The sequence below is a fragment of the Nocardia sp. NPDC049707 genome, assembly GCF_040674855.1.
Lineage (GTDB): Bacteria > Actinomycetota > Actinomycetes > Mycobacteriales > Mycobacteriaceae > Nocardia.
The window spans coordinates 24,504-47,534 of the sequence record NZ_JBFANN010000019.1 but is presented as its reverse complement, the minus strand read 5'-3'; the positions used below and the strand labels follow the sequence as shown (position 1 = coordinate 47,534).

Genomic DNA, 23,031 nt, shown 5'->3' with positions numbered 1-23,031 from the left:
GACCAACAAAGCACTGAAGGTCGCTTACCTGGTGCGACCGGTACGGGCATGCTTGGGTTAGGGCGGCATCGGTGGCCGGAAACGTGAGGTGGCAGATTTTGCTGGATATTGTGCGGGGCGTGTCCTTCGTCCAGGTTGCGCTCGACCGGATCCCGGATCCGTACCGGTCGTATCTGATCCAGCGGCGTGAACTGCTGAAGTTCGCGGTGGTGGGTGGGATCACCTGGTTCATCGACACCGGGATCGTCTATGCGCTGAAGTTGACGGTGCTCGGGGAGAAGCCGCTCACCGCACGCGTGCTCGGGGTGCTGATCGCGACGATCGTGTCATATGTGCTCAATCGGGAGTGGTCGTTCCGGACCAGGGGCGGTCGGGAGCGGCACCACGAGGCGGCGCTGTTCTTCGCCATCAGCGCGCTCGGGATCGGTGTCACGCTATTGCCGCAGGCGGTTGCGCTGTACGTACTCGATATCCGGGTGCCGCACGTCAGTCCGGTCACCCAGGCCGTGTCGAACTTCATCACCGGCCAGATTCTGGGTGTGCTGCTCGCCATGGCGTTCCGGTATTGGGCGTTTCGGCGGTATGCCTTTCCCGACGATCTCGTCCAATCCGAACTCGAACCGCGGTAGGTCACTTACCTGCGAGGTAATTGCCTCGAATCGGCAACCGGGCCGAAGATCGCCGGTATGACACACATCGGCCTGCTGCTCCCCAGCCGCGAAACCTCGATGACCGGCGAACACGATGCTGCCGGATTGGTCCGGTTCGCGCGAGCCGCTGAGGATGCCGGTTTCGATTCGGTGTGGATCGGCGATTCCCCGCTGGCGCGAACCCGAGTCGATCCGCTGCCGCTGCTCGCCGCCGTCGCCGCGACCACCGCACGTGTCCGAGTCGGCACCGCGGCACTCACCGCGACATTGCGTCATCCCCTGCTGGGCGCCCACACCGCCGCCACCGTCGACCAACTCAGCAATGGCCGGTTGATCCTCGGACTCGGCGCCGGATTCCCACTACCCGAGAGCCGGGACGAGTTCGCTACCGTCGGTGTGCCTTTCGACCAACGCGTCGGGCGACTGGATGAAACGGTGGCCATCTGGCGCCGGAGTTGGTCCGGCGGAACCGAATTCGACGGCCGCTACTGGCAGCTGGACGACCTCACCCGCACGCTCCCCGCCGCGAGCCCGGCCGGGCCCCCGCTGTGGCTGGCGGGCAGCGACACACCGCGAGTGCTCGAACGGGTGGCCCGCCAGTACGACGGCTGGCTGCCGTTCCTACCTGACCCGGACGCCTACGCCCGCGCGTGGCACACCCTGCGCGAAAAGACGACCCGCGACATCACCCCCGCCCTCTATGCCACCATCAATATCAACTCGGACTCGACCGCCGCGCGCACCGAACTCGATGGCTACGTCCGTCGGTACTACCGCCGATCCCTGGACGAAATGTCCACGATCCAAGCCTATTTCGGTGGTTCCGCCGACGAATGCGTCCATTGGCTCGGGCGATACCTCGATGCGGGTGCGCAGCATCTGGTGCTGCGCATCGGCTCACTGCAGGCCCACCGCCAACTGGATCTCCTCGCCGACGCGCTACTGCACGTCCGCCAAACGGCTTGAGCCTCAGCCCTTCATCTGGGCGATCTGGATCAGGTTGCCGCAGGTGTCATCGAGCACCGCGGTGACCACCGGGCCCTGCTCGAGGGGCTCCTGAGTGAATTGCACGCCGAGCCCGCGCAGCCGCTCGTACTCGGCGTACAGATCGTCCACCGCGAACGAGGTGAACGGAATTCCGTCCTCGACCAGCGCCTGCTTGAACGGCCGGACCGCTGGATGCCCATCGGGCTCCAACAGCAGTTCGACGCCGTCGGGTTCCTGTTGTGAGACGACGGTCAGCCAGCGCGCCTCGCCGAGCGGAACTTCGGTCTTCTTCACGAAGCCGAGCACCTCGGTGTAGAAGCGCAAGGCCTTGTCCTGATCGTCGACCAGAACACTCGTGATATTGATGCGGATCATCAGTCCTCCTTGAGCCAGCGGTGGGTAAGCCGCCGCAATGGTTCTCGATTCAGATGGTGGAACTTGTACCGGCCGTCCCGGCGTGTAGTCACCAGACCGGCTGCCGCCAGCACATCCAGATGCTGTGATATCGCCTGCCTGCTCGAGGTGAGCTGGTGGCCCATCGTGAGCCGCGCGCAGAGCTCGAACAATGTCTGACCGTCGCGATCGGCCAGTTCGTCGAGGATCGCCCGACGCGTGGGATCGGCCAGCGCCTTGAAGACATCGCCGTTCACGCCCTGACGATAGGCAAGTAACCACTTGCCTGTCAAGTGAAGTTCGGAATCGAAAACAAGGCGCGCGAATGTGTCGGGGGCCGAGTTAAATTGGGTTGATGAGCTATGAGTTCGTGGTGCTACCCGCGGGCGCGGCGGCATCGCCGGGGGACGTACTTTCTTATTTTCGATCCAGGCGCGGACAACCCGCGGATGACCACCTCTACCAGACCGTCATCGCCGGACTACACGGCTGGAACAGCCGAATTCCGGCCGCAGCTCGGCATGCCAGGCTGCGGATCGAGGCGGCCGGAGATGCGGTGCGGGTCACCGCCGCCGACAGCGTGGATCGCCGCAGGGCACGCGGCTCCGCCATCGACCGCACCGCGCCCCGGGTACGCGAACTCATCGAAGCCCTCATCGCGGGTTTGGCCTATGAAATCTACGATGCGCGAACGAACACGTTGACCAGCCCCGCAGTTCGCCGCCACGCCTCGATCGATATCGGCGGTGAACGCACATATTCCTCACTCACCCAGCGCGAGATTTTCGACTGGGCCCGCCAACTCCATCTGTTGGCCGCAAAGCCATTCCTGATTGCCACAAAGCGAAACGACGCAAAGAATTTCATCCAGGCCCATCGCAACTCCGGCACCGACTACACCGTCGAAATCCACCACCCGGTCCGCGACCAACGCCTCCGCGCCACGGTGACCGACGGCGCGATCGTCGCCCAACTCATCTGGGACTGGGCCTGCGACGAGTGGGAACGCCTGGACACCATCGATTGGTCGCCAGCGGACTGAAAAAGTCGGCGCCACTGGCCAATTCGTACAGCGGCTGTTCGCCGGTCGGTATCGTCCTCGGTCGCATCCTCGGCCGTGTCATGGATGCGGTCACGCACCTGCGTAATTCGATCGATCGCATCGCGACGCCGAGGGCGCGGGCTTCGGACTCGGAATCGAGGAGTAAATCCGCCCGATCCGGTGCTTGGGATTCATAGCAGATAGTCGACCACTGTCTGCCCAGAATCCGAGTCGTCCTGGTGCGATGATGCGTGCGCGGCAGGTCGGCTCGGGAAATTATCTGCCCTATGCCTGCCTATCTGCCAGGCCGTCCTAGTCCACGGCAACACGCTGATGATCCACGACATCCTCGCCGACCCCGACTGGGACGGCGTGGTCACCGCCGAGGACGAACGTGGCCTTACCCCGCTGTTCTGGTCCCACCTCCTTCCCTTGCGGGGCAGATCAAACTGAACATGAATTACAGACCGGCACTCGGCGACGGCCAATAGAGTCTCGCCGCAGACCGAGGAGTGTCGGGTAGCGAGTCGAGCGGTCGGGTTGTGTGCACACGATCCACTGCTACTCTCCTATTCCGTGGAATCATCGAATAGCGGGAAGGCGATGGTCTTCGACGCGTTTGCGAACGTGGTCAAGGCTATGAGCAGTGGCCGGCGACTGGAGTTGATCGAGTTGCTGGCGCAGGGTGAGCATTCGGTGGATGCGCTGGCACGGATGACCGGGATCACGGTGACGACGGTTTCGTCGAATCTGCAGACCCTCAAGCACGCTGGGCTGGTGGCCACCCGCCGGGCGGGCACCACGATCTACTACCGCCTCACCGACGACGACGTCGCCGAATTGTATGTAGCGGCGAAGAAGGTGGCGTTGCGTCATTCGCCCGGATTGCGTGAGGCGGTCAACACCTACATGGCCGCCGCCGACCCGCGCGGTGTGGCTGCGGGAGTGCCGGTGATGACCGAGGGCATGACGGTGGTCGATGTGCGCCCGCGTATCGAGTTCGAGGCCGGTCACGTGCCGGGCGCGATATCGATCCCGCTGGATGAACTGCCCGACCGCTACCAGGCGATCCCGGCCGGCACCGGAGTGCTGATCTACTGTCGGGGCGAGTTCTGCCGGCTGGCCCGCGAGGCCGCCGCCTGGCTGTGCGAGCGCGGGATCGAGGCGACCGCGATGGACGAGGGAATCATGGAGTGGCGCGTCAGCGGAGAGGTTGCGCTCGATGTCGTTTGATGCCGCCGTCGCCTCCTCGCCCGTCACCGATCAGGGTGCGCGGGCGCGGCTGCAGCGCCGCACCCTGATCGTGGTGATGGCTAGTCAGGTCCTCGGCGGTGCGGGGCTGGCGGCCGGGGTGACGGTAGGCGCGTTGCTGGCCCAGCAGATGCTCGGCGGTGACGACGTGGCCGGTGCGCCGGCGGCGCTGTACACCCTCGGTTCGGCCGCGGCGGCGCTGCTGGTGGGCCGGGCTTCGCAGCGTTTCGGCCGCCGGATCGGGCTCGGCGCGGGATTCGCCGTCGGCGGGCTGGGCGCGCTCGGAGTGGTGGCCGCCGCGGTCGCCGACAACATCGTGGTCTTGTTCGCAGCACTGCTGGTCTACGGCGCGGGCACCGCCACCAATCTCCAAGCACGTTACGCCGCAACCGATCTCGCGCGCCCGACCGAGCGAGGCCGCGCGATCAGCGTCGCCATGGTGTCGACCACCTTGGGCGCGGTCGCCGGACCGAACCTCGTGCAACCCCTCGGACGGCTCGCCGCCACGCTCGGGATCCCGGCGCTGGCAGGACCGTTCCTGCTGGCCGGAATCGCGTACCTGGCCGCCGGGGCGGTGCTGTGGCTGCTTTTGCGCCCGGACCCGCTGCTGATCGCCCGCCGCGCCGAGAACACCACCATCGAACAGGCGGATTCGGCGGTCGAGCGAGCACCCACAGTGGGGAGTGCGGTCCCGCCGCCGGGGGCAGGGGCGTGGGTGGGAGCGGCGGTGATGGTGCTGACGCAGGTCTCGATGGTCGCGATCATGACGATGACGCCTGTGCATATGCGCGCCCACCATCACGGCCTCGGGCAGGTCGGGCTGGTGATCGGCGTCCACATCGGAGCCATGTATTTGCCGTCGCTGGCCACCGGCGCGCTGGTCGACCGGATCGGGCGCATCCCGATGGCGGTCGCGGCCGGTACGACGCTGATGGCCGCCGGGATCACCGCTGCGGCGGCACCCGGAGATTCACTGGTGGGGTTGATCGTGGCGTTGGCGCTGTTGGGGCTGGGTTGGAACTTCGGGCTGATCGCCGGAACCGCGCTGGTGGTAGATGCGACCGAACCCCGCAACCGGCCTCGTGTCCAGGGCGGTATCGACGTCGCGGTCGCCCTGGCCGGCGCCGGTGGCGGTGCGGTGTCCGGGGTGGTCGTCTCGGCCACCGACTACGCCACCCTGGCTCTGTGCGGCGGATTCCTGTCGCTGGCACTGCTGCCGGTGCTGTGGTGGACCCGCCGCGACCGCGCGCCGCTATCCTCGTAATCCGCAGGCACACAGTCTTTTCGCGGCCTGCATCGTGCGGGTGCGGTATCGCTCCACGTTCCCCGGTAGTTGTAGATGAACTGGGTGTTGCGGTCACCGATCTGCACACCTCGGGCGTGACGCGCGTCGACGGCGCGCTCGGTGGGGACGTCGGATTCATCCTCGTCACCTACCCCCATGGCAAAACCTTCACTACCCGCTCCTCGCGGTCACCAACCGTGCGGGCACTACCGGCCACGCCAGGTCGGGGCGCGCGCGTGCGCAAGCACCGGGCCTGTCGCTCATCACGACGGCTCAGTGGAAGGTGTTGTGCTGGGTGTTGTCGTCACCGACTTGCACGCCCTTGGCGTAGCTCAGATCGATCCGGCTCTGCGCGCGGTCGACGTGCGCGGACGGCACAGCCGCCAACAGCCGGGCTGCCCAAGCCCGCAGTTCGACATCATCGACGACGAGGGCCCGCGTCACCGCCGCCTCGATGGCGGCGACATCGCCGCCCGGCTCGGCCTCATTGGCCTCGATCGCGACGGTAGCCTCCGCGTCACCGCCGCCCCGGCTGATGCGGCTGCGGATTGCTAGGTAGGCATCGCGCACAGCGGCGGAGGCCGCTTCCTGGCCGCCTGCCGCGGCACCGGCGATCAAAGCAGTGACAATAACGGTGATCGGATCCATGGCCACACCCCTCCCAGACATGTTGTGCGGCAAGGCTACACAACGCCACCACCGCAGGTCCCGATTTCGGGAACCGGTTCGATGCCCGCAAGCGGGATGCGCTGTTCGGCGATCCCGAGGCGGTCGCCATACCCGGCCCAGAAACCTGTTTGTCTCTGGGCCGAAGTCATTCGCCTACGACGAATGTCCGGGCAGTACACACACCGCGTCCAGCCCGAGCACATGGTTGAGCCGCCCGAAGGCCAACCACGACCCGATGCTCATACTCAATTCGACGATTTCGGTCTGGCTGTAGTGCGCCCGCATCCGATCCCAGAACTCGTCATCGAGATTGTGGTGATCGGTGGCGTAGCGCTCGGCGTATTCGGCGGCCAGCCGGGTGCGTTCGTCGAAAAGCTCGGTGGTGCGCCAGTTGGTGACCGCGTCCGCGAACTCCGGCTCCACCTTCTGACCGTCGCGTTCGGTGCGCCAATCCAGGCAGAAGATGCAGCCGTTGACCTGCGCGATCTTCAGTCGCGCCGCCTCGAATTCGCGCAGTCCGAGGGTGGAATGCGAATACACCGACAGCGAGAAGTTCGAGGCGGCAAGGCCGATTCCGGGCACCATCTCGCCCCATACGTAACCGATCGGGTCCTTGCCCTCGGGTATGTCGATGATCATGTGTGTTTCCTTCCGAGCTTGCCGACTGCGGGACGCAGTGGGACATCAAGGGCGTCATAGAGTCCGGGTTCGGCGTCGACGAGCCAGTCGATGGCATTCACCAGTCGGCCGACCGCGGTGGCATTGCCGCCCGCGGAACGGTTTCCGTCCTCGTCGGCGGCCTCGATGGTGATTTCGATGCGCGGGTGGCCCTCGATGAGCACGCGGTGCGCGCCCTCGCCGTCCGGTGGCATCGGCCAGTCCGGTGCGCAGGACCGGTGGATCCGGGTGACGTGCTCGATGATGATGCGTGCCTCGCCCGCGACGATCCCCTGCACCTCGAAGCGCAACGCGCCCTGCGTACCCGCCGCGAACTCCCCCATCCGCTCGGTGCTCACCGTGGCGTCGAGCGCGCGCCGGTCCAGGGTTTCGCTGATCTCCTCGAGTTCGACGCCCAGTGCCCGCGCCATCAACCGAATCTGGCCGCCCCACACCATGGTCGGGACGCCCGGCGCGACCATCGGCGGCAGATAGTCCATCGGCTGGCCCATACCGACCAGATAGCGCACCGAATCAGGTTGGTCGTAGGTGGTGTAGTCGAAGATCTCCTGGCACCGGATCACATCAACGGTGCTGCCGAGTCCGCTCATCAGCAGCGGTAGCACATCATTGCCCCAGCCGGGATCGACACCGGAGACGAACAGCGACCCGCCGCCCCGCGCGACGGCCGCGAGCACCGGATCGCGCATTTCGGGTGGAGCGCTGCACGGATCGTAGAGCGCGTACAGCGCCGGGGTGACCACGACCGCGCCGGACTCGATGGCCCGGACGATGTCGGCGAGCGCGTCATCGGGACGGATATCGCCCGAAGCCGCGTACACCACGGCCCGAGGGCCGCCCGCGAGGGCCGAATCGATATCGGCGGTTGCCGGGATGCCGAGATCGTAGTCGAGTCCCGCGAGCCGACCCGCGTCGCGGCCGACCTTATCCGGATTGTGGACGAGCACGCCCGTGAGTTCCAGCGCCGGGTGCGCGTCGACGGCGCGGATGGCCGCGCGGCCGACATTGCCGGTGCCCCAGACAATTGTGGGGATCATCGGCTGAGCGTAGCAAGCGCTTGGTTCGGTGACCGCTATTCTCGGAATTACGCAGTGCGACTAGCGAATTCGTGCTCGCATTTCACCCTGTTGGAGCGGACCAGGTAATCGGCGAAACGTAACTTCGCGCGCACTGCACGGCATTCTGCGCCGCGCTGACCCGACACCACACCGGCGTTCCCGGCACTCGCCGGCCAGTTCCCCTAACTGGCACCGGTATTGGCGGAACTGCGCACCGACCGTCGCCGGTACCTGGACAGACTGACCGTACTGTTCGATTTATCGGACCGGACGTGCCGATACCGTGCGGCGCGAACTCGACAGACTGGCTGCCGCACCACAACGGGCGAGGAATTTTTCGACGTCACGGTCGGGGTGAATCGCGCGCGGCGCACCCGATACTGACACGCCTACCACATCCGAGGCGGGTACGGTGTTACCGGCCGGACCGTGCAGACAGGGGCGAGGAAACATCGGTGAAAGGTCGGGGCGCAATATGAATCAGCCGTATTCGCACTGGTATGCCCAAAATTCGCCGGACAACCCACCGCTGGCCGCCCGCTATCAATCCGCCGACCCGATCACCTGGAATGGCAGCCTGATCTACCCGATGTACACCGAACACGTTGGGCCCGCGCCGATCAGGGTCACCATGACGCTGCTGTCCGCGGCACCGCCCGCGGGTCTGCGCGGACACGGGATCGGACTGTCGGTGGTCGACGGGCATATCGGTATCGATGGCAGACGCCTGACCGGTGTCGACGTGTGGAGCGATGCTCTCGCCGCCGGCGTCACCTTCGATGTGGTCCCGACCGATCCGAATGCGCTGTTCTCGCTGACGCCGGTCTGGGTCGACGCGTTCGGCGCACAGAAATCCTGGTCCGGCAACTACGGCATTCTCATCGAACAACCACCTGACGGCCGAATCATCCTCTGGTGCAGTGTCGGCGAGGGTCCACCGAATTTCGCCAACCTCGTGGTCGAGGTGGAGACCGCGAGTTTGTCGGCCGCCGCAGTCCCGGACCCGGCTGCCGCGCCCCAACCGCCATGGCCCGCAGAACCGCGACAGGACAGATCCGCGCAGCCGCCGCCACCGACTCAGCCGCAGCAAGCCGTATCCACTACGCCTGAGCGGCCTCGACTCCCCGAGCCGCCGCAGCCGACACCCCCTGACCTCGAAACGGCGCGTTTCCCGGAAGCACTGCGAACGACCTTCGCCCACCCAGAGCTTCCGGAGGCAGAGCAGACCACACCGTTGCAGGCCGCGCGTACCCGGTTGGCGGAGCCGTCGCCGACAATCGAAAAGCAGGTGCCGGTAACGCCAGAACCGGCAGCGGATTCCGACCATGCCCGGCTCCCGGAGCCAATGAAGCCCGCGCAACCGCAACCACGCACCCACGATGGCGACCGCGGCTATCGCGCCGCCCTCTACGATCTCGGCGTCGCCATGTTCGGACGCGGTGAGGAGGAACAGGCGTGCGGCCTGTGGACACAGGCGGCCGAGGCCGGGCACGCCGGCGCCGCCTACGACCTCGGCGTCGTCCTGTTCAATCGCGGTGAACTCGGCGATGCCGAGCGCTGGTGGCGCACCGCGGCCGAGCGCCGCGAATCACGCGCCATAACCGGACTCGCCGACCTTCTCGAACGTCGGGGCAATCACGACGAAGCCAGGGCATGGCGTGCCTGCGCAGCCGAGGAACAGACCGACGTACACGATCAATCGGTCGATTTCGGCTGAGCGGCAGCGGGATTCGCCGCCGCCAGCTGAGCCCTGGCGGCCATCGGCGCGAAGCCGAGCAGAGGATGAGCGACGGTGTACCGGATACCGCGGATAAGTTCGCCTCGATTTTCGCCGCGCACCGGCTCGGACGACGGGCGCGATAAATCAGTCGCGCACAACTCCGGCGTGCTCTAGTTTGCCCATATGGGATGCAGTCCTGGCTTGAACGGAGCGTGCGCGGTCTGCGCGTACTACGTGCGGCTCCGCGCGGCGGCCCGGCCGCTGCCCGCGCACTGCGCTGCTCCCGTTTCCCGATCGGTCTGATCGATTCCGCCAGTTCGGTCGTTACGTGACCGCACTGGGATGGGTTGCGCCCCATAGTGTTCCGGCACGGGTCCGGGCGAATCACACATTCCTGATTCGACCACTCTGTTCGGAGGACACCCATGTCCCGCAATCGTTCGCTACCGCATGCCCGAATCGGCTCCGGCAGCACCCGTAAACAGCTATCGCAGAACTTCCTCACCGATACCGATGGGGCGCGGAGGCTGGTACGCGCGGCCGGTATCGGCGCCGATGACCTCGTCGTGGAGATCGGCCCCGGCGACGGCATGCTCACCGGTCATCTCTTGAACAACACGCACCGCGTCCTCGCCTATGAAAAGGATCGCCATTACGCCGAGAAACTTCGCGCACGGTATGCAAACGACCGCCGAATTCACGTGCACCACGCCGATATTCGCGAAATCACCCCACCCCGCGAACCATTCACGGTTGTCGCCAATATCCCGTTTGCTGCGAGTACCGATATCGTGCGGTGGTGTCTGACCGCACCGAAGCTCACCTCGGCGACACTATTGACCCAATGCGAGTTCGCCCGCAAATACGCGGGGGACTACGGGCGCTGGACCAAACTCACTGTCACCCAATGGCCCACCATCACAATGGAATTGGGCATCAGAGTCCATCGCTACCGCTTCCATCCGATACCGCGGGTCGACGCCGCTGTCCTGCGACTACGCCGACGTGAACAACCACTTCTCACACGTCAGGAACTCCGCGGCTACCACCAATTTGTGGAATTCGGCTTCTCCGGCCTCGGCGGCTCCCTCGCGGCCACACTGTGCCGGGCGGCTCCGGCTCCGAAGGTCCGAGCGGCCTGCACCATGGCCGGAATCGCCCTCGACGAGCCGGTCGGCCTCATCTCCCCCGACCGCTGGCTCACCCTCTACCAGGCATTGAGCTAGCAAATCAGTTGCCCAACTCGGCCGCCATCCGGGTATCGGCGGAGCTGCGATGCGCAGATGACGCACCCCGCTCCGGTTCCGGCGGCGACGGTCGCTGCGGACCGTCGCCGGGCGGTTCGCACAGCACCGGGGTCACGATCCGGCCTGGTATCAGGGCGCTACGACTGTGTCACGGTGGCGAGCATGCCAGTGAGGGCAGAACGTGCGTTTTCCAGGGTCGTGATCTGCTCCCCGATATCGCGCAACCGTTCTTGCAGAACATCAGCGACGCAGGCATTGATCTGCGGACCCGGCCCTTCCACACAGGGCAGCACCTGCTGGATGACTCGGGTCGACAGTCCTGCGGCGAGCATGGCCCTGATGTGACCGACCGTAACCGGGGCGTCCTCGCTGAAGCGGCGATGGCCACCGGCGGCGCGCTGTGAGGTGAGCAAGCCCTGTTGCTCGTAGTACCGCAGCAACCGTGGGTTGACGCCGGTGGTTCGGGACAGCTCACCGATTCTCATGTGATCCGCCTCATGCTCGCTTGATTCTGACATCCATGTCAGATTTTACAGTGATGGCATGACTGCAACAGCAAGCGAATTCTTCAGCCTCGGTGGCGATCTCCCGGTACGTCGGATCGGCTACGGCGCCATGCGGCTCACCGACACCCCTACATCCCGCGGTGGTGGCACCGCGCATATCTGGCGGCCTCCGACCGATCGCGCCGAGGCGCTCGCCGTGTTGCGCGGCGCTGTCGAGCTAGGGGTGAATCTCATCGACACCGCCGACGCTTATGCGCTGGGCGGGAACGAAAAACTCATCGCCGAGGCACTGCACCCCTATCGTGACGATCTCGTGGTCGCCACCAAAATCGGCAACACCCGACCCGGACCCGAAGAATGGGTGCCGCTCGGTCACCCCGCATATCTGCGCCAGCAGACCGAGCTGAGCCTGCGGCGGTTGCGAGTGGACCGCATCGATCTGCTCTATCTGCATCGCATCGATCCCGCGGTGCCGATCGCCGATCAGATCGGAACCCTGTATCAGCTCCAGCAGGAAGGTAAGGTGCGCCACATCGGTCTGTCGGAAGTCTCGGTACCCGAACTCCAGACCGCCGCGAAAATCACTCCGATCGCGGCGGTGCAGAACCACTACAATCTGCTCGCCCGCCAGCATGAGGCCGTCGTGGACTACACGGCGGAACACGGCATCGCCTTCGTGCCCTACTTCCCCATCGCCATGGGCGAACACGCGCGCCCGGACAGCCCGGTCGCCACCATCGCCGCGCAGATCGGCGCGACACCCGCCCAAGTCGCGCTCGCCTGGCTGCTGCACCGCTCACCGACAACGATCCCGATCCCGGGCACCGCCTCGATCACACACCTCGCAGAGAACATGGGCGCGCTGGAATTCGCACTGTCCGATGACCAGTTCGCCCGCCTGACTGCCATCGGCGACCCCGTGAACGCAGCCTGATTGCCCGCCGCGCTTGGTGGCGGGACCTGTGCCACACGCCCGGCCCACCGCGTTCGACGCCGGCCTCGTCGGTATCGAACGCGCGAAGGAGCTGGGCCGATCGGTCAGGCCGCAGACGATCGCGCCAAGTCCAGGCGGGTGCTTTCGCGTCGGATACTGCCGCTGTTCCACCGATGAACAGGACATCGAGATCCACACCGAGCAGCTCCGCGCGCTCGACGTACCGAGTGAGCGGATTTTCATCGACAACGGGTTATCGACGCGCGCAACCGGTCTCGGGTGAGGCGGCCCGAGACCGGTTGCGTCGTATCGGACTACACCGGCGTGAAGTCCCGGCTCGCGATATACGCCGGTCGCCGGCCCGGGGCGGCGAACGGCTCGAGCAGCGTGTTCTCCACGCTGTTGAACACCAGGAAGATGTTCGAGCGCGGGAACGGCGTGATGTTGTTCGACGAACCGTGCATGATGTTCGAATCGAACAGCAGGGCCGATCCCGCGCTGCCGGTGAACTGGGTGATGCCGTACCGGTTCGCCAGCGCCTCGATATCGGCGTGCGTCGGTACGCCGATCTCTTGTTCCTGCAACGACTCCCGATAATGCTCGGCCGGAGTGCTGCCGGTACACGGCACGAAGGTCCGGTGCGAGCCCGGCATCACCATGAGGCTGCCATTGATCGGGTAGTTGTCGGTCAGGGCGATGGACAGGCTGACCGCACGCGGTGCGGGCATACCGTCCTCGGCGTGCCAGGTCTCGAAATCCGAATGCCAGTAGAAGCCGGTGCCGCGGAAGCCGGGCATATAGTTCACTCGGCTCTGATGGATGTAGACATCCGAACCGAGCACCTGTCTGGCCAATCCGGCCACCCGGGATTCACGAACCAGGTCGGCGATCGCGCCACTGAGCCGATGCACCTCGAAGACCGACCGCACCCGGTTCGAGGCCTTCTCCACGATCACCCGGTCATCACCCCGCAGCACCGGATCACCGGCGAGACGGTCGATTTCGGCACTGAACTCCGCGACCTCGGCGGGCGCCAGCAGCTCTTCGACGATCCCGAAACCATTGGCATCGAAGGAGGCCAGCTCCTCGGAATCGACCGCGCCCCACACCGTGGGATCGGTCCGGTCCCGGTGCTCGCCGGCCGTGACGAGCCGAGTCGGGTAGCGATCGTCGGTCCGCACCAACGTCATTGCGCCTCCTAACCGCTTACCTGGACCGCGACAAGTGGGTAGACGCCGTCGCTGTCGTGAACCTCCTGCCCGGTGACCGGCGGGGTGAACACGCACATCATCCGCATATCGGTGCGCACCTCCAACCGGTGGCGCTCGTGCCCGTCGAGCAGGTACATCGAGCCCGGTGTCAACTCATAGCTGACATCGTGGTCCAGATCGGTCAGTGTCCCCTCACCTTCGATGAGCCACACCGCCTCCACGTGATGCCGGTAGTGGAACTCGTGTACGGTCCCGGCCTCGATGGTGGTCTCGTGGAAGGAGAATCCGACGCCGTCGCCGCCCAGCACGATGCGCTTACTGCGCCAACCCTGGCCCGCGACATCGCGTTCGGTGCCGGTGATCTCCGCGGTGCTGCGCACGATCATCTCAACGCTCCTTTCCGCAGACGGTGCCGATCGCGCCGGTCAGCACCCGCAATCCATGCTCGACCTCGTCGTCGGTGACCGTCAACGGCGGCAGCAACTTCACCACTTCATCGAGCGAACCGGAGGTCTCCACCAGCAGCCCATGCTCGAAGGCGACCTGGCAGACCTTGCCGGCCTGGGAGGGATCGTCGAAGGCCACGCCGTGGACCAGTCCGCGACCCCGCGCCGAAATGCCGGGGAAGTACTCGGCCGCCTGGGTCAGGGCCGCGCCGATCCGCTGCCCCTTCGCCTCGGTCGAGGCCTGCAGGGTGCTGTCGGACCAGAAGTGCTCGAGCGCGGCCTGTGCGGTGATGAAGGCCGGGTTGTTGCCGCGGAAGGTGCCATTGTGCTCGCCCGGAGTCCAGACATCGAGTTCCGGTTTGAACAGCACCAACGCCAGCGGCAAACCGTAGCCGCCGATGGATTTCGAGAGCGTCACGATATCGGGGGTGATACCGGCGATCTCGAACGAGAAGAACGGTCCGGTCCGGCCGCAGCCCATCTGCACATCATCGACGATCAGCAAAATGCCACGCGCGGTGCACAATTCGGACAGATGCCGCAGCCACTCCGGGCGTGCGATATTCACACCTCCCTCACCCTGCACCGTCTCCACGATTACCGCCGCGGGCCGGTCGAAACCGGACGAGGTGTCGTCGAGCACCCGCTCCATCCATTGGAAATCGGCGGTGGTGTTGTCGAAGTAGCCGTCATAGGGCATATGCGCGGCATGTACCAGCGGCACACCGGCACCGGCCCGCTTGGCGGCATTGCCGGTCACCGATAGCGCACCCAGCGACATGCCGTGGAACGCGTTGGTGAAGCTGATGATCGTCTCGCGTCCGGTGACCTTGCGGGCCAACTTCAGCGCGGCTTCGACGGCATTCGCGCCGGTCGGCCCGGGGAATTGGACCTTGTATTCCAGGCCACGCGGCGCGAACACGGTGTCGCGCAAGGTTTCCAGCAGTCTGCGCTTGGCCGCGGTCGACATATCGAGGCCGTGGGTGATCCCGTCACCGGCGATGTAGTCCAGCAGCGGCCGCTTGAGCACCGGATTGTTGTGGCCGTAGTTCAAGGCACCCGCGCCGGCGAAGAAGTCGAGGTACTCCTTCCCGTCCTCGGCACGCAACCAGCTGCCCGACGCGGTGGTGAACACCGTCGGCCAGGCCCGGCAATATCCGCGGACATTGGATTCGAGCTCCTCGAAAATGGTCGTTTCGGCGGTAATCAACGGCGATCCTCCTGCTTTCGGGCCGTAGGGGCGATCAGATAGAGGTCCTCGGCAGCGTGGCTGTCCGGGAAGAGTTCGGAATCGAACAGCGGGTGCTTGGTCATCCGCGCCGACCGGCGACGCGCCACCGAGGCGAACATCGCGATCGAGGCCGGATTGTCCGGTGCGATCGTGGTCTCCAATGCGGAAACACCGGCATCGGCAGCGCTGTTCAGCAGCGCGTCCAGCAGCGCGGCGCCGAGGCCCTGTCCCCGCTGATCGTGATCGACCGCGACCTGCCACACGAACACCGTCTCCGGCGCCTGCGGGCGCAGGTAGCCGATCACGAACCCGACGACCCGGCCACCGACCTCGGCGACCACCGAGGTGCTCGCGAAATCACGACACCACAGCAGGTAGGCGTAGCTGGAGTTGGCGTCGAGGACCTGCGAATCCTTGGCGATTCGCCAGATCTGGGCCGCGTCACCGACTCTCGGGGGGCGCAGTACCGGCTGCGTGCGCGGCCTGGAAATCGGTACGGCCGAAGGGTATTCGGTGACCGAAGGTTCGATCGTCGTGGTGGACAAGGTGTGCAGCGACATACGTCTCCCTGGTCGGGTCTGCAGTACTTATCCAGGCTTACGAAGCAACTTTGAGGTGAACCTGTCGAACTCTTTGCGGTTGTATTACGAAAAGATCACAACCGCAGGCAGCGTCATATTCGGTGCCACTGCCCGCCCGGTCGCAGCTCAGCGCTGCAGATCCAGTCGATAGCCGAGGCCACGCACAGTTACCACGATGCGCGGATCGGAGGCGTCCAGCTCGATTTTGGTCCGCAGGCGGCGCATGTGGACATCGACGATCCGCTCGTCGCCGAAAAAGCCGTCTTCCCATACTCTTTCGAGCAGAACGGTGCGACTGAGCACCCGCCCGGGCGATTCCGCGAGTTCGCACAGCAATTTGAATTCGGTGATGGTGAGCCGGATTTCGTCTTCGCCGCGCCGCACCGCGCCACCGTCGCGATCCAGCACCAGTGGTGCGTCGAGGTGCGCGTCGAGTACCGCCTCGCGCGGCGCTTCGCGCTCCATGGTCAGGCGCGCGCGGCGGCGCAGCGCCCGCATGCGCGCGGAAATCTCCTTGATCTCGAACGGCTTGGTGACGTAGTCGTCGGCCCCCGCCTCCAGCGCGGCCACCACATCATGGGTGTCATCGCGCGAGCTGACCACGATGATCGGCACGTCGTGCTCGCGACGGATCTCCCTGATGCAATCGAAGCCGTCCATGTCACCGAGCATCAGCTCGACGATCATCACATCGGGAGCGCCATTGCTGCGCAGATAGGTCAGCGCGTCCTCGGCCTCGTGTGCCTCGGCAACGTCGTAACCCTCGTCTTCCATGGCCGTGCGCAGTGCGCCACGTACCACTTCGTCGTCGTCAACGATCATCAGGTTTGCGGTCAAGCCCTCATCCCTTGCAGCCACGCGGACGCGACGCGACGCGGGGACTCGCGTACCCTGAACCGACGCGAAAGTCCGCCTTCGAGCACCTTTGCCAACTGCTCGAATACCCGGATCGGCCAATCGGTAAACGGCAGATCACGGACAGTCGGTTAGCGTCCGGCTACTCCACCCTGTGCATGCAGACCCAATTTGTGCAAATTGAGCGTGATATGCGACACATTTTTGCTCATGTCGCAACTCGCCCCGATGGGACTGGGGTTAGGGGCAGTCATCAGCCAGCCGAACTGGTTGCGCCACCGACAGTAGGTGGCTTCCGATGTACCGAACCGGTCGTGGTGCGTGGACCTCACCCACTCGGCTACAGGTCATCGGATGGAGAACAGACCCCAGATGATTGCCCAGGTCAGGCAGGCGCACCCGGCGGCGAGCAGGACGCCGGTAATGTTCGGCTCGGTCGGGTCGACCGGTCAGCTCACGCGCACGCGGACCATGGGCAGGGTGTCGACGGGGGCGCCGGTGGCGTGCTCGATGGTGGCGCGCAGGTTCTTCCAGGCACTGGGGTGGCTCCGGACATAGCGGTCGAGCGCGGCCTTCGCCTCGGCCTCGGTCATGGGCACGGCGGTGGCCGGCGCGGCGCGGCGCGGGCCGCACCAGACGCGGACGCTGGAATGGGCTTGGATGTTGCGGTACCACTGGGCGCGGCCGCCGAAGCCGGACACGATCACATACTCGCCGGGCGCGGGTCGGTCGACGACCTCCAGCACGACATAGCGGCGGGCTCCGGTGCGGCAGCCGACGTGTTCGAGCATCAGCAGCCGAGCGCCGAACAGGAAGCCGAGGCCGACCCGGTACAGGGTGATCGGCATGCGGACGAACCATCTCGTCCGCAAGGCGCGGCCCCCGAGGTGGGCGACGGCGTCGGACAGGGTCATCGCGGTCCTTCCACTATTCGGCTCTGCGCCGATTTCGGTGCCAAGGGCAGGGCTGCCGTTTTGTCAAGTTGTGAATGCGCCTGTGGGCATTTTTTCACCCATGTCGATCCGCAGAGGCCGCGCCCTCCAGTGCTACTAGCCGTTCAGCGGAAAGGCGCAGGGGCAGAACGTCGTCAGACCGAACTTCTTGCTTCGTCTATCTCCGGTTTCGAAGTGCGGAAATCAGGTGTTCGAGGTCGCCGCGAAGGGATGACCAGTCGAGGTCGGGGGCACTCTCCCTGAGTTCCTCGAGCCAGTCGCTGTGCGCTTTCCGAATCTCGGAAAGGATGGAGCAACCGGCGTCGGTGGCAACGAGCAGCTTCGATCGTCTATGACGCGGATTGTCCTCGTACCTGGCCAGCCCTTCGTCGACCAGGTCGTCCGCTATCCGCTGCACTCCCTGCCGTTGGAGGCTCAAGGATCGCGCGATATCGGCCACCGTGGCCGCTTGCGTTGCGCTCTGCAACACCATTCGACGCGCATGGGTTTGCCCCGCCGCACTCGCTATGCGTTCTCCGGCATCACGCAGAAGTCGGTTGGCTTCGAAGAGGGCATGCAGGGCGGCATCCGCATCATCGCCACTTGACAACATGCTGTCAATTTCCTTACGGTCGGAGAATGACAACATGTTACCAACTTCTGACTTCGGTGCTGCCCGACTTGCCGGGACACGCGTCGGATCTTGCGCGGCGGTTGAGTAGCACGCGTTGGCCACCCACTCCGGTGGTCGAGGGTGTCGCCGCAGTTCGCACGCGTTCATACGCTGCGGCTTGGCTCGACTGGTTGCGCCAGGAGTCGAGCAGTACCTGGGGCTGTCATCAGCGGGTGGAGACCGAGCTCGGGGAGGTGCGGCTCGTACGTTTTCCGGGACACGGCACGACGCCCCTTCTGCTTCTCCATGGCTGGCCGACGTCGTTCCTTGCGTTCCATCGCGTCATCGAGCCGCTACAGCAGGTAGCGTCCGAAGTGGTTCTCGCCATCCTCCCCGGTTTCGGCGCCCCGATGCCACGAGATGGCGGCATGGGGGTTTCGACTATCGCGATGATGCTCACCGAAGCGATGGTCGGCGTCGGGCATGAACGCTTCATCGTGCACGGAGAAGACTGGGGATCGGTGATCGCCCGGGCAATGGCGGGTGCTTGCCCCGAGCATGTGGCGGGCTTACATGTGAGCGCGGGACTCGGTGGGTTCATCGCCGACGCTCCCGAGTGCGGTCTCCCATGGCAGCGACTTCGCGAGTTCGCGGACGAGGGAGCCGGCTACCTCAATATCCAGGCTCGCAGACCGGACTCCCTCGCGATCGGGCTGCACGACTCGCCGGCCGGCCTGCTCGCGTGGCAACTCGACAAATACGACCTGTGGCAGGCATCGCTGGGTGCCGGTTTCGGGCTCGGCGAGGATTTCATCTTTGCCAACGCGACCTTCTACTGGGCCACACAATCGATCGGCAGCAGCATGCGCATCTATGCCGACAACAGGGCCGCAGCGGACGGTCGCCGTTCGCAGGTGCCCACGGCGGTAAGCGTTTTCGGCGCCGGTGATTTCGCTTCGCGCGAGGTCGCGGCACGCGAGAACAACCTGCTCTCCTGGTACGAACACCCCAACGGCGGCCACGTCGCCCCGTTGGATGCCCATGCGGACTTCATCGCAGACCTTTCCGACTTCATCGCCCACGTGGAGGCGACCCCATCACGGATCGACCGACCATCGTGCGCCTCGGCGGAAGCGGGCTCGCCGCTTGGGCGTGGCAGCGTGTCACCCCGCACCTGAACGATCGCGGATTCCGGACAACGATGCCCCGGCTCTCGGCGACGCGCCGCGACCTCTCTGCGGCAGTGGATGTTTCGTTTTGTGCGAATTGAACTGATATGCAACACATTTCGGCCGTGTCACAACTCGTCCCGATGCGACTGCTCCAGCCGGTTGAAGTTGCTCGGCGCCCCATCGGCCCGGCACTCCTGATAGCGGAATGTCAGCCGGCGCGCGTCGAAGGTGGCAAACCATTCGTCCCAGCCCACCGCGCGCAACACCGCACCGCCGTATCCGGGGAAATCGAAGCGCAGGACGCCGAGGTGCCCGTTGTACTCACTGCCGGGCATGGTGGCCGGGCGCGCGCCGCGCTGCTCCGCCCAGCGCCGGATCACGTCATGATCGCGGGTGACGCGGATGCGACCAGGCTGCTGCGGGCCCTCGCCGGGAATGACTGATTCCGGCGGTTTCTTCAGCGACATGGAAGCCTCCGGTCCGGCGTACGGATCTCGGGTGCCCTGTCGTCGCTGATCGTTCATGACGACCTCCTTGCGCGTCGGCATCAATAGTCCGGTTCCTCTTCGCGTACCCGCACGTAACGCCGGGCAAACAGCAGATCCGATCACACCGAAATGTGTTGCGCACCAACGTATTCCCCCGCCTATCAGTCACGCAGGGCTGCGTCGCGCAACCTGCCGAGCGTTCTGGACAGTATGCGGGAGACGTGCATCTGCGAAACCCCGAGTTGTTCGGCGATCTGCGACTGGGTCTTGGACTCGAAGAAGCGCATGACCAGCACCTCGCGCTCCCGGTCGGGCAGTTCTTCGATCAACGGTCGGACCGCCAGGTAGTCCTCCACATACTGATAGCTGGGCTCATCCGCACCGAGACTGTCCAGCAGCGGTTGCGGGGCGTTCTCGATGTCATCGCCGACCACCGCGTCGATCGAACTCGACTGATAGGCATTGCCCGCGATCAGCGCCTGGGTGACCTCGACCAGGTCCACGTTCAGTTCCGTGGCGATTTCGCGGGCCCTGGGCAGCCGACCGATCCGCTGCGATAACGCCTCGATGATGGGGCCGATAGTGAGCTGGATCTCTTTGGTGCGCCGCGGCACCCGCACCGCCCAGGTGTTGTCTCGGAAATGCCGGCGCACTTCGCCCATGATGGTCGGCACCGCGAACGACAGAAACGAGGAACCGCGCGTCACATCGAAGCGGTCGACGGCCTGCACCAGCCCCAAGCGGGCCACCTGTAGCAGATCATCGAAGTTCTCCCCGCGCCCGGAGAATTTGCGCGCAATATGCTCCGCCAGCGGCAGGCATCGGCCGATCAACTCCTCGCGCACCAGTTTCCGACGGTGGTCGGCCGGGTCGATGGCGGCGATCTCTTCGAAGAGCGGCTCTATATTGTCGTAGCTGTCGCGGTGCCTTCTCGAGTCAGCCGCCATCACTACCTCGCACCCAGCTGAAGTCCACGACGGTCGGATAGCCGGAGGCCACGCTGTCGAACGGCTCCTGCGCTGCCGCGATGGACTGGGTCAGAGTGCGAACGATATGCCAGCCGAATCCGGCCTGCCCGACTACCTTCTCCGATACCGCGACCGAGGCGACGCGCACGAACATCTCGTGGTCGTTATAGGTGAAATCGCAGTCCAAGGTGGAGCCCGGCGTCGCCTCCAGGATCAACGATGTGGCCACCTCGTCCAATGCGAGCCGGATATCGACGACTTCATCGATCGCGAAATCTGCGATGAGCGCGACGGTTTCGGCGAGCGCACGGAGCATGGTCAGCTGCTCCAACTCGGCGGGGATGCGAACCCCGATCGTCGTCGTTTTCTCTGCCGCGGACCGGGAACTCCACTCCCCCATGCCCATCACCACCTCTTTCCTCGGAGCCGACGCCGAACCTGCCTTCGAGTCGGGGACCATTCGCGACTTACCCGGCTGGTCACCATCGAAACATCGTGACCAGTGCGGATTCGACTCAGTCGGCCTCGATCCGTTCCTGCGCAGTCAACAGCAGATGGTCGAACCGCGTGCGCAGTTCCGCCATCGAATCGGTCAGCGCGCCGAGATCGGCGATCAACCGGGTGGCCAGGTCCCGGAGTTCGATGTTGGTCTCCTGCGAGCGCCAGCTCAGCACTCGGAACGCCTGTTCGGCGTTGATGCCGTCGAGCATCAACGCGCCCTTCGCGTGCTCGATCACCGCCCGCGCCGCATACAGTTCGGGCGCGTCATCGAGGGACTCCTGCTGGCGCTCCTCGAGCGCGACGGCGACATCGATGTAATACCCGGCGCCCGTGCCTATCACCCGGCCCAACGCGACCGCATCCTCGGGCAGGATCGATCCTCAGCGCAAGTATGGATTGTGATCATGCCCGTTACCCGGATATCGGCTCGAGTAGGGACTTAAGGCCTCATCACGTGTCCAGCGCGGCGCGCATCGACGGGAACTCGCAGCATATGGCGCGTACTCCGGTAATCGCGAGCACCCGGTCTATCTCCCGCCGACCCGAGACGATCCGCAGATCCGGACCGCCGTGCGCGGCGTGCTGCTTGATCGCGCCGATCGTGGCCGCGACCCGGATGCTCAGGAATTTGGTGGCACGCAGATCGAGGACAACCGCATGGCACCGGGTCGTGACGGCCCGTTCGAGCAGAGCGCGGAATTCCGGAAGTGCGGACGCGTCGAGTTCACCCTCGGCACGCACCACCACACACTGTTTACGGCGGTCCACCCGTTGTGACCAGAACCGGTTGCGGGGTCGTTCGCCGGCCGGGTGCCGACCGTTTGATCGGTGCTGAAGAGCGGCTGACATATCACACCTCCCAGAGGGAATACCGGTCCTGCGCGGCAGGATCGAATCGGCGGGAGGGTGCGATATCGGTGTGTAGAACGCGTCGGTAGACGCCGTGCTGTGTCAGGTGTCGCTACACACTCCCGCTGGCCGAGTCCGCGTGGTGTGTGTTCCCGTCGGACTCAGGGTCGGCTGTAGTCTCAACCTGTTCTTAGTCTGGCACGCTGGCTCGCTCCGATTCAACCGCCGGATTCGTGACGGCCATGGCGCCAGCGCCACGGTGCCACCACCCATGCCACCGCGAACAGCGTCGCGACCGCCACACCCGCCACCGCGCCGGCGATGGTCCCCGCGACGGTGTCCATCACCAGAATCATCGCACCCGTCAGCGCGAGTCCGAGCAGCGCGATTCCGGCGATCGCGCAGCGATGCGCCGCGGCCACGACATTGCCCAATCGATGTCGCCGGAACAGGATTCGGTGCCACGACACCGGCGCGACCAGGAACACCGTCGCCCCCATCGCCGCTGAGACGGTGCCCAGATACAGCAATCGCATCGGCTGCGACAAGGTGGTGAATCCGGCCTGGAACGGGAGGATGAGCAGCGCGCTGATCAAGAACTGCACACCCGTCTGCACGACCCGCAGTTCCTGCACCAGACTGGCCCAATTGCGGTCCAGCCGTTCGGTTTCGGTCTCCTGCCTGGCGGTGCGATCCCATTCCTGATCATCGAAGGTCACGGGTCGCCTCATCACCTCTCGATATCGTCACCACGGCTGCCCCTG

28 protein-coding genes are annotated in these 23,031 nt (G+C 65.3%); 9 read left to right on the top strand and 19 right to left on the bottom strand.

Annotated elements, in window-relative coordinates; genetic code table 11:
- Positions 1-119 precede the first annotated feature (119 nt).
- The gene (locus AB0J29_RS18510; RefSeq protein ID WP_364787100.1) at positions 120-629 is read left to right on the top strand and encodes a GtrA family protein; all 510 of its coding nucleotides are present in this window, start codon (positions 120-122) and stop codon (positions 627-629) included.
- Positions 630-686: 57 nt separating this feature from the next.
- Positions 687-1,616 carry an LLM class flavin-dependent oxidoreductase gene (locus AB0J29_RS18505; RefSeq protein WP_364787097.1) on the top strand — a complete coding sequence of 310 codons (930 nt, stop codon included), beginning with the start codon at positions 687-689 and terminating at the stop codon, positions 1,614-1,616.
- A 3-nt stretch (positions 1,617-1,619) separates the two neighbouring features.
- Here AB0J29_RS18505 and AB0J29_RS18500 read toward each other — a convergent pair whose 3' ends face one another.
- Both AB0J29_RS18500 and AB0J29_RS18495 read right to left on the bottom strand, forming a co-directional pair.
- Positions 1,620-2,009: a VOC family protein gene (locus tag AB0J29_RS18500; RefSeq protein ID WP_364787304.1), complete on the bottom strand. Its 390-nt coding sequence runs from the start codon at positions 2,007-2,009 to the stop codon at positions 1,620-1,622.
- A gap of 2 nt (positions 2,010-2,011) precedes the next feature.
- Entirely contained in the window at positions 2,012-2,287 is a 276-nt protein-coding gene (locus AB0J29_RS18495) for a metalloregulator ArsR/SmtB family transcription factor (protein ID WP_364787094.1), read from the bottom strand.
- A gap of 98 nt (positions 2,288-2,385) precedes the next feature.
- On the opposite strand from AB0J29_RS18495, the gene AB0J29_RS18490 reads away from it, so the two are divergent.
- From AB0J29_RS18490 to AB0J29_RS18480, 3 genes are all read left to right on the top strand, one after another.
- A complete protein-coding gene (locus AB0J29_RS18490; protein ID WP_364787091.1) occupies positions 2,386-3,072 on the top strand; it encodes a hypothetical protein in 687 nt (228 codons plus the stop codon).
- Between the two features lie 576 nt (positions 3,073-3,648).
- A complete protein-coding gene (locus AB0J29_RS18485) occupies positions 3,649-4,305 on the top strand; it encodes a metalloregulator ArsR/SmtB family transcription factor (protein ID WP_364787088.1) in 657 nt (218 codons plus the stop codon).
- On the top strand, positions 4,295-5,587 hold the full coding sequence (locus tag AB0J29_RS18480; protein WP_364787085.1) for an MFS transporter: 1,293 nt from the start codon (positions 4,295-4,297) through the stop codon (positions 5,585-5,587). The genes AB0J29_RS18485 and AB0J29_RS18480 overlap by 11 nt, the downstream gene beginning before the upstream one ends.
- A gap of 294 nt (positions 5,588-5,881) precedes the next feature.
- On the opposite strand, the gene AB0J29_RS18475 is transcribed toward AB0J29_RS18480, so the two are convergent.
- The 3 genes from AB0J29_RS18475 to AB0J29_RS18465 form a co-directional block, all read right to left on the bottom strand.
- Entirely contained in the window at positions 5,882-6,256 is a 375-nt protein-coding gene (locus AB0J29_RS18475; protein WP_364787082.1) for a hypothetical protein, read from the bottom strand.
- A gap of 174 nt (positions 6,257-6,430) precedes the next feature.
- Positions 6,431-6,916 (bottom strand): carboxymuconolactone decarboxylase family protein, encoded by a 486-nt coding sequence (locus AB0J29_RS18470; RefSeq protein ID WP_364787079.1) that lies wholly within the window; start codon positions 6,914-6,916, stop codon positions 6,431-6,433.
- Positions 6,913-7,992 (bottom strand): dihydrodipicolinate reductase, encoded by a 1,080-nt coding sequence (locus AB0J29_RS18465; RefSeq protein ID WP_364787076.1) that lies wholly within the window; start codon positions 7,990-7,992, stop codon positions 6,913-6,915. Before AB0J29_RS18465 ends, AB0J29_RS18470 begins: the two co-directional genes overlap by 4 nt.
- A gap of 496 nt (positions 7,993-8,488) precedes the next feature.
- On the opposite strand from AB0J29_RS18465, the gene AB0J29_RS18460 reads away from it, so the two are divergent.
- Positions 8,489-9,730: a tetratricopeptide repeat protein gene (locus tag AB0J29_RS18460; protein WP_364787073.1), complete on the top strand. Its 1,242-nt coding sequence runs from the start codon at positions 8,489-8,491 to the stop codon at positions 9,728-9,730.
- A 428-nt stretch (positions 9,731-10,158) separates the two neighbouring features.
- Positions 10,159-10,959 (top strand): 23S ribosomal RNA methyltransferase Erm, encoded by an 801-nt coding sequence (gene erm / locus AB0J29_RS18455; RefSeq protein ID WP_364787070.1) that lies wholly within the window; start codon positions 10,159-10,161, stop codon positions 10,957-10,959.
- A gap of 158 nt (positions 10,960-11,117) precedes the next feature.
- Here the strand turns inward: erm and AB0J29_RS18450 are convergent, their stop codons facing one another.
- Complete coding sequence (locus tag AB0J29_RS18450; RefSeq protein ID WP_364787067.1) at positions 11,118-11,465, bottom strand: MerR family transcriptional regulator; 348 nt, start codon at positions 11,463-11,465, stop codon at positions 11,118-11,120.
- A gap of 58 nt (positions 11,466-11,523) precedes the next feature.
- Here AB0J29_RS18450 and AB0J29_RS18445 point away from each other — a divergent pair, with 58 nt between their 5' ends.
- Positions 11,524-12,420, top strand: a complete 897-nt coding sequence (locus AB0J29_RS18445; RefSeq protein ID WP_364787064.1) for an aldo/keto reductase — start codon at positions 11,524-11,526, stop codon at positions 12,418-12,420.
- Between the two features lie 314 nt (positions 12,421-12,734).
- On the opposite strand, the gene thpD is transcribed toward AB0J29_RS18445, so the two are convergent.
- The 7 genes from thpD to AB0J29_RS18410 all read right to left on the bottom strand — a co-directional run bounded on the left by thpD (position 12,735) and on the right by AB0J29_RS18410 (position 18,325).
- The gene (gene thpD / locus AB0J29_RS18440; RefSeq protein WP_364787061.1) at positions 12,735-13,610 is read right to left on the bottom strand and encodes an ectoine hydroxylase; all 876 of its coding nucleotides are present in this window, start codon (positions 13,608-13,610) and stop codon (positions 12,735-12,737) included.
- Positions 13,611-13,618: 8 nt separating this feature from the next.
- Positions 13,619-14,017, bottom strand: a complete 399-nt coding sequence (locus AB0J29_RS18435) for an ectoine synthase (protein WP_364787058.1) — start codon at positions 14,015-14,017, stop codon at positions 13,619-13,621.
- 1 nt (position 14,018) lies between these two features.
- The gene (gene ectB, locus AB0J29_RS18430) at positions 14,019-15,287 is read right to left on the bottom strand and encodes a diaminobutyrate--2-oxoglutarate transaminase (RefSeq protein WP_364787055.1); all 1,269 of its coding nucleotides are present in this window, start codon (positions 15,285-15,287) and stop codon (positions 14,019-14,021) included.
- Positions 15,284-15,868: a diaminobutyrate acetyltransferase gene (gene ectA, locus AB0J29_RS18425; protein WP_364787052.1), complete on the bottom strand. Its 585-nt coding sequence runs from the start codon at positions 15,866-15,868 to the stop codon at positions 15,284-15,286. The genes ectB and ectA overlap by 4 nt, the downstream gene beginning before the upstream one ends.
- Before the next feature lie 147 nt (positions 15,869-16,015).
- Positions 16,016-16,726 carry a response regulator transcription factor gene (locus AB0J29_RS18420; RefSeq protein ID WP_364787049.1) on the bottom strand — a complete coding sequence of 237 codons (711 nt, stop codon included), beginning with the start codon at positions 16,724-16,726 and terminating at the stop codon, positions 16,016-16,018.
- Positions 16,727-17,193: 467 nt separating this feature from the next.
- Positions 17,194-17,592 (bottom strand): nitroreductase family deazaflavin-dependent oxidoreductase, encoded by a 399-nt coding sequence (locus AB0J29_RS18415; protein ID WP_364787046.1) that lies wholly within the window; start codon positions 17,590-17,592, stop codon positions 17,194-17,196.
- Positions 17,593-17,854: 262 nt separating this feature from the next.
- Positions 17,855-18,325, bottom strand: a complete 471-nt coding sequence (locus AB0J29_RS18410; protein WP_364787043.1) for a MarR family transcriptional regulator — start codon at positions 18,323-18,325, stop codon at positions 17,855-17,857.
- On the opposite strand from AB0J29_RS18410, the gene AB0J29_RS18405 reads away from it, so the two are divergent.
- Positions 18,316-19,467 carry an alpha/beta fold hydrolase gene (locus AB0J29_RS18405; RefSeq protein WP_364787040.1) on the top strand — a complete coding sequence of 384 codons (1,152 nt, stop codon included), beginning with the start codon at positions 18,316-18,318 and terminating at the stop codon, positions 19,465-19,467. The genes AB0J29_RS18410 and AB0J29_RS18405 overlap by 10 nt on opposite strands.
- A 119-nt stretch (positions 19,468-19,586) precedes the next feature.
- Here the strand turns inward: AB0J29_RS18405 and AB0J29_RS18400 are convergent, their stop codons facing one another.
- From AB0J29_RS18400 to AB0J29_RS18375, 6 genes are all read right to left on the bottom strand, one after another.
- Positions 19,587-19,985, bottom strand: a complete 399-nt coding sequence (locus AB0J29_RS18400; RefSeq protein ID WP_364787037.1) for a hypothetical protein — start codon at positions 19,983-19,985, stop codon at positions 19,587-19,589.
- Between the two features lie 125 nt (positions 19,986-20,110).
- The gene (locus tag AB0J29_RS18395; RefSeq protein WP_364787034.1) at positions 20,111-20,896 is read right to left on the bottom strand and encodes an RNA polymerase sigma factor SigF; all 786 of its coding nucleotides are present in this window, start codon (positions 20,894-20,896) and stop codon (positions 20,111-20,113) included.
- Positions 20,886-21,317 carry an anti-sigma factor gene (locus AB0J29_RS18390; protein WP_364787031.1) on the bottom strand — a complete coding sequence of 144 codons (432 nt, stop codon included), beginning with the start codon at positions 21,315-21,317 and terminating at the stop codon, positions 20,886-20,888. Before AB0J29_RS18390 ends, AB0J29_RS18395 begins: the two co-directional genes overlap by 11 nt.
- 115 nt (positions 21,318-21,432) lie before the next feature.
- The gene (locus AB0J29_RS18385) at positions 21,433-21,759 is read right to left on the bottom strand and encodes an ANTAR domain-containing protein (RefSeq protein WP_364787301.1); all 327 of its coding nucleotides are present in this window, start codon (positions 21,757-21,759) and stop codon (positions 21,433-21,435) included.
- A 109-nt stretch (positions 21,760-21,868) separates the two neighbouring features.
- On the bottom strand, positions 21,869-22,186 hold the full coding sequence (locus tag AB0J29_RS18380) for an STAS domain-containing protein (protein WP_364787027.1): 318 nt from the start codon (positions 22,184-22,186) through the stop codon (positions 21,869-21,871).
- A gap of 299 nt (positions 22,187-22,485) precedes the next feature.
- On the bottom strand, positions 22,486-22,986 hold the full coding sequence (locus AB0J29_RS18375; protein ID WP_364787024.1) for a DUF6328 family protein: 501 nt from the start codon (positions 22,984-22,986) through the stop codon (positions 22,486-22,488).
- Positions 22,987-23,031 lie beyond the last annotated feature (45 nt).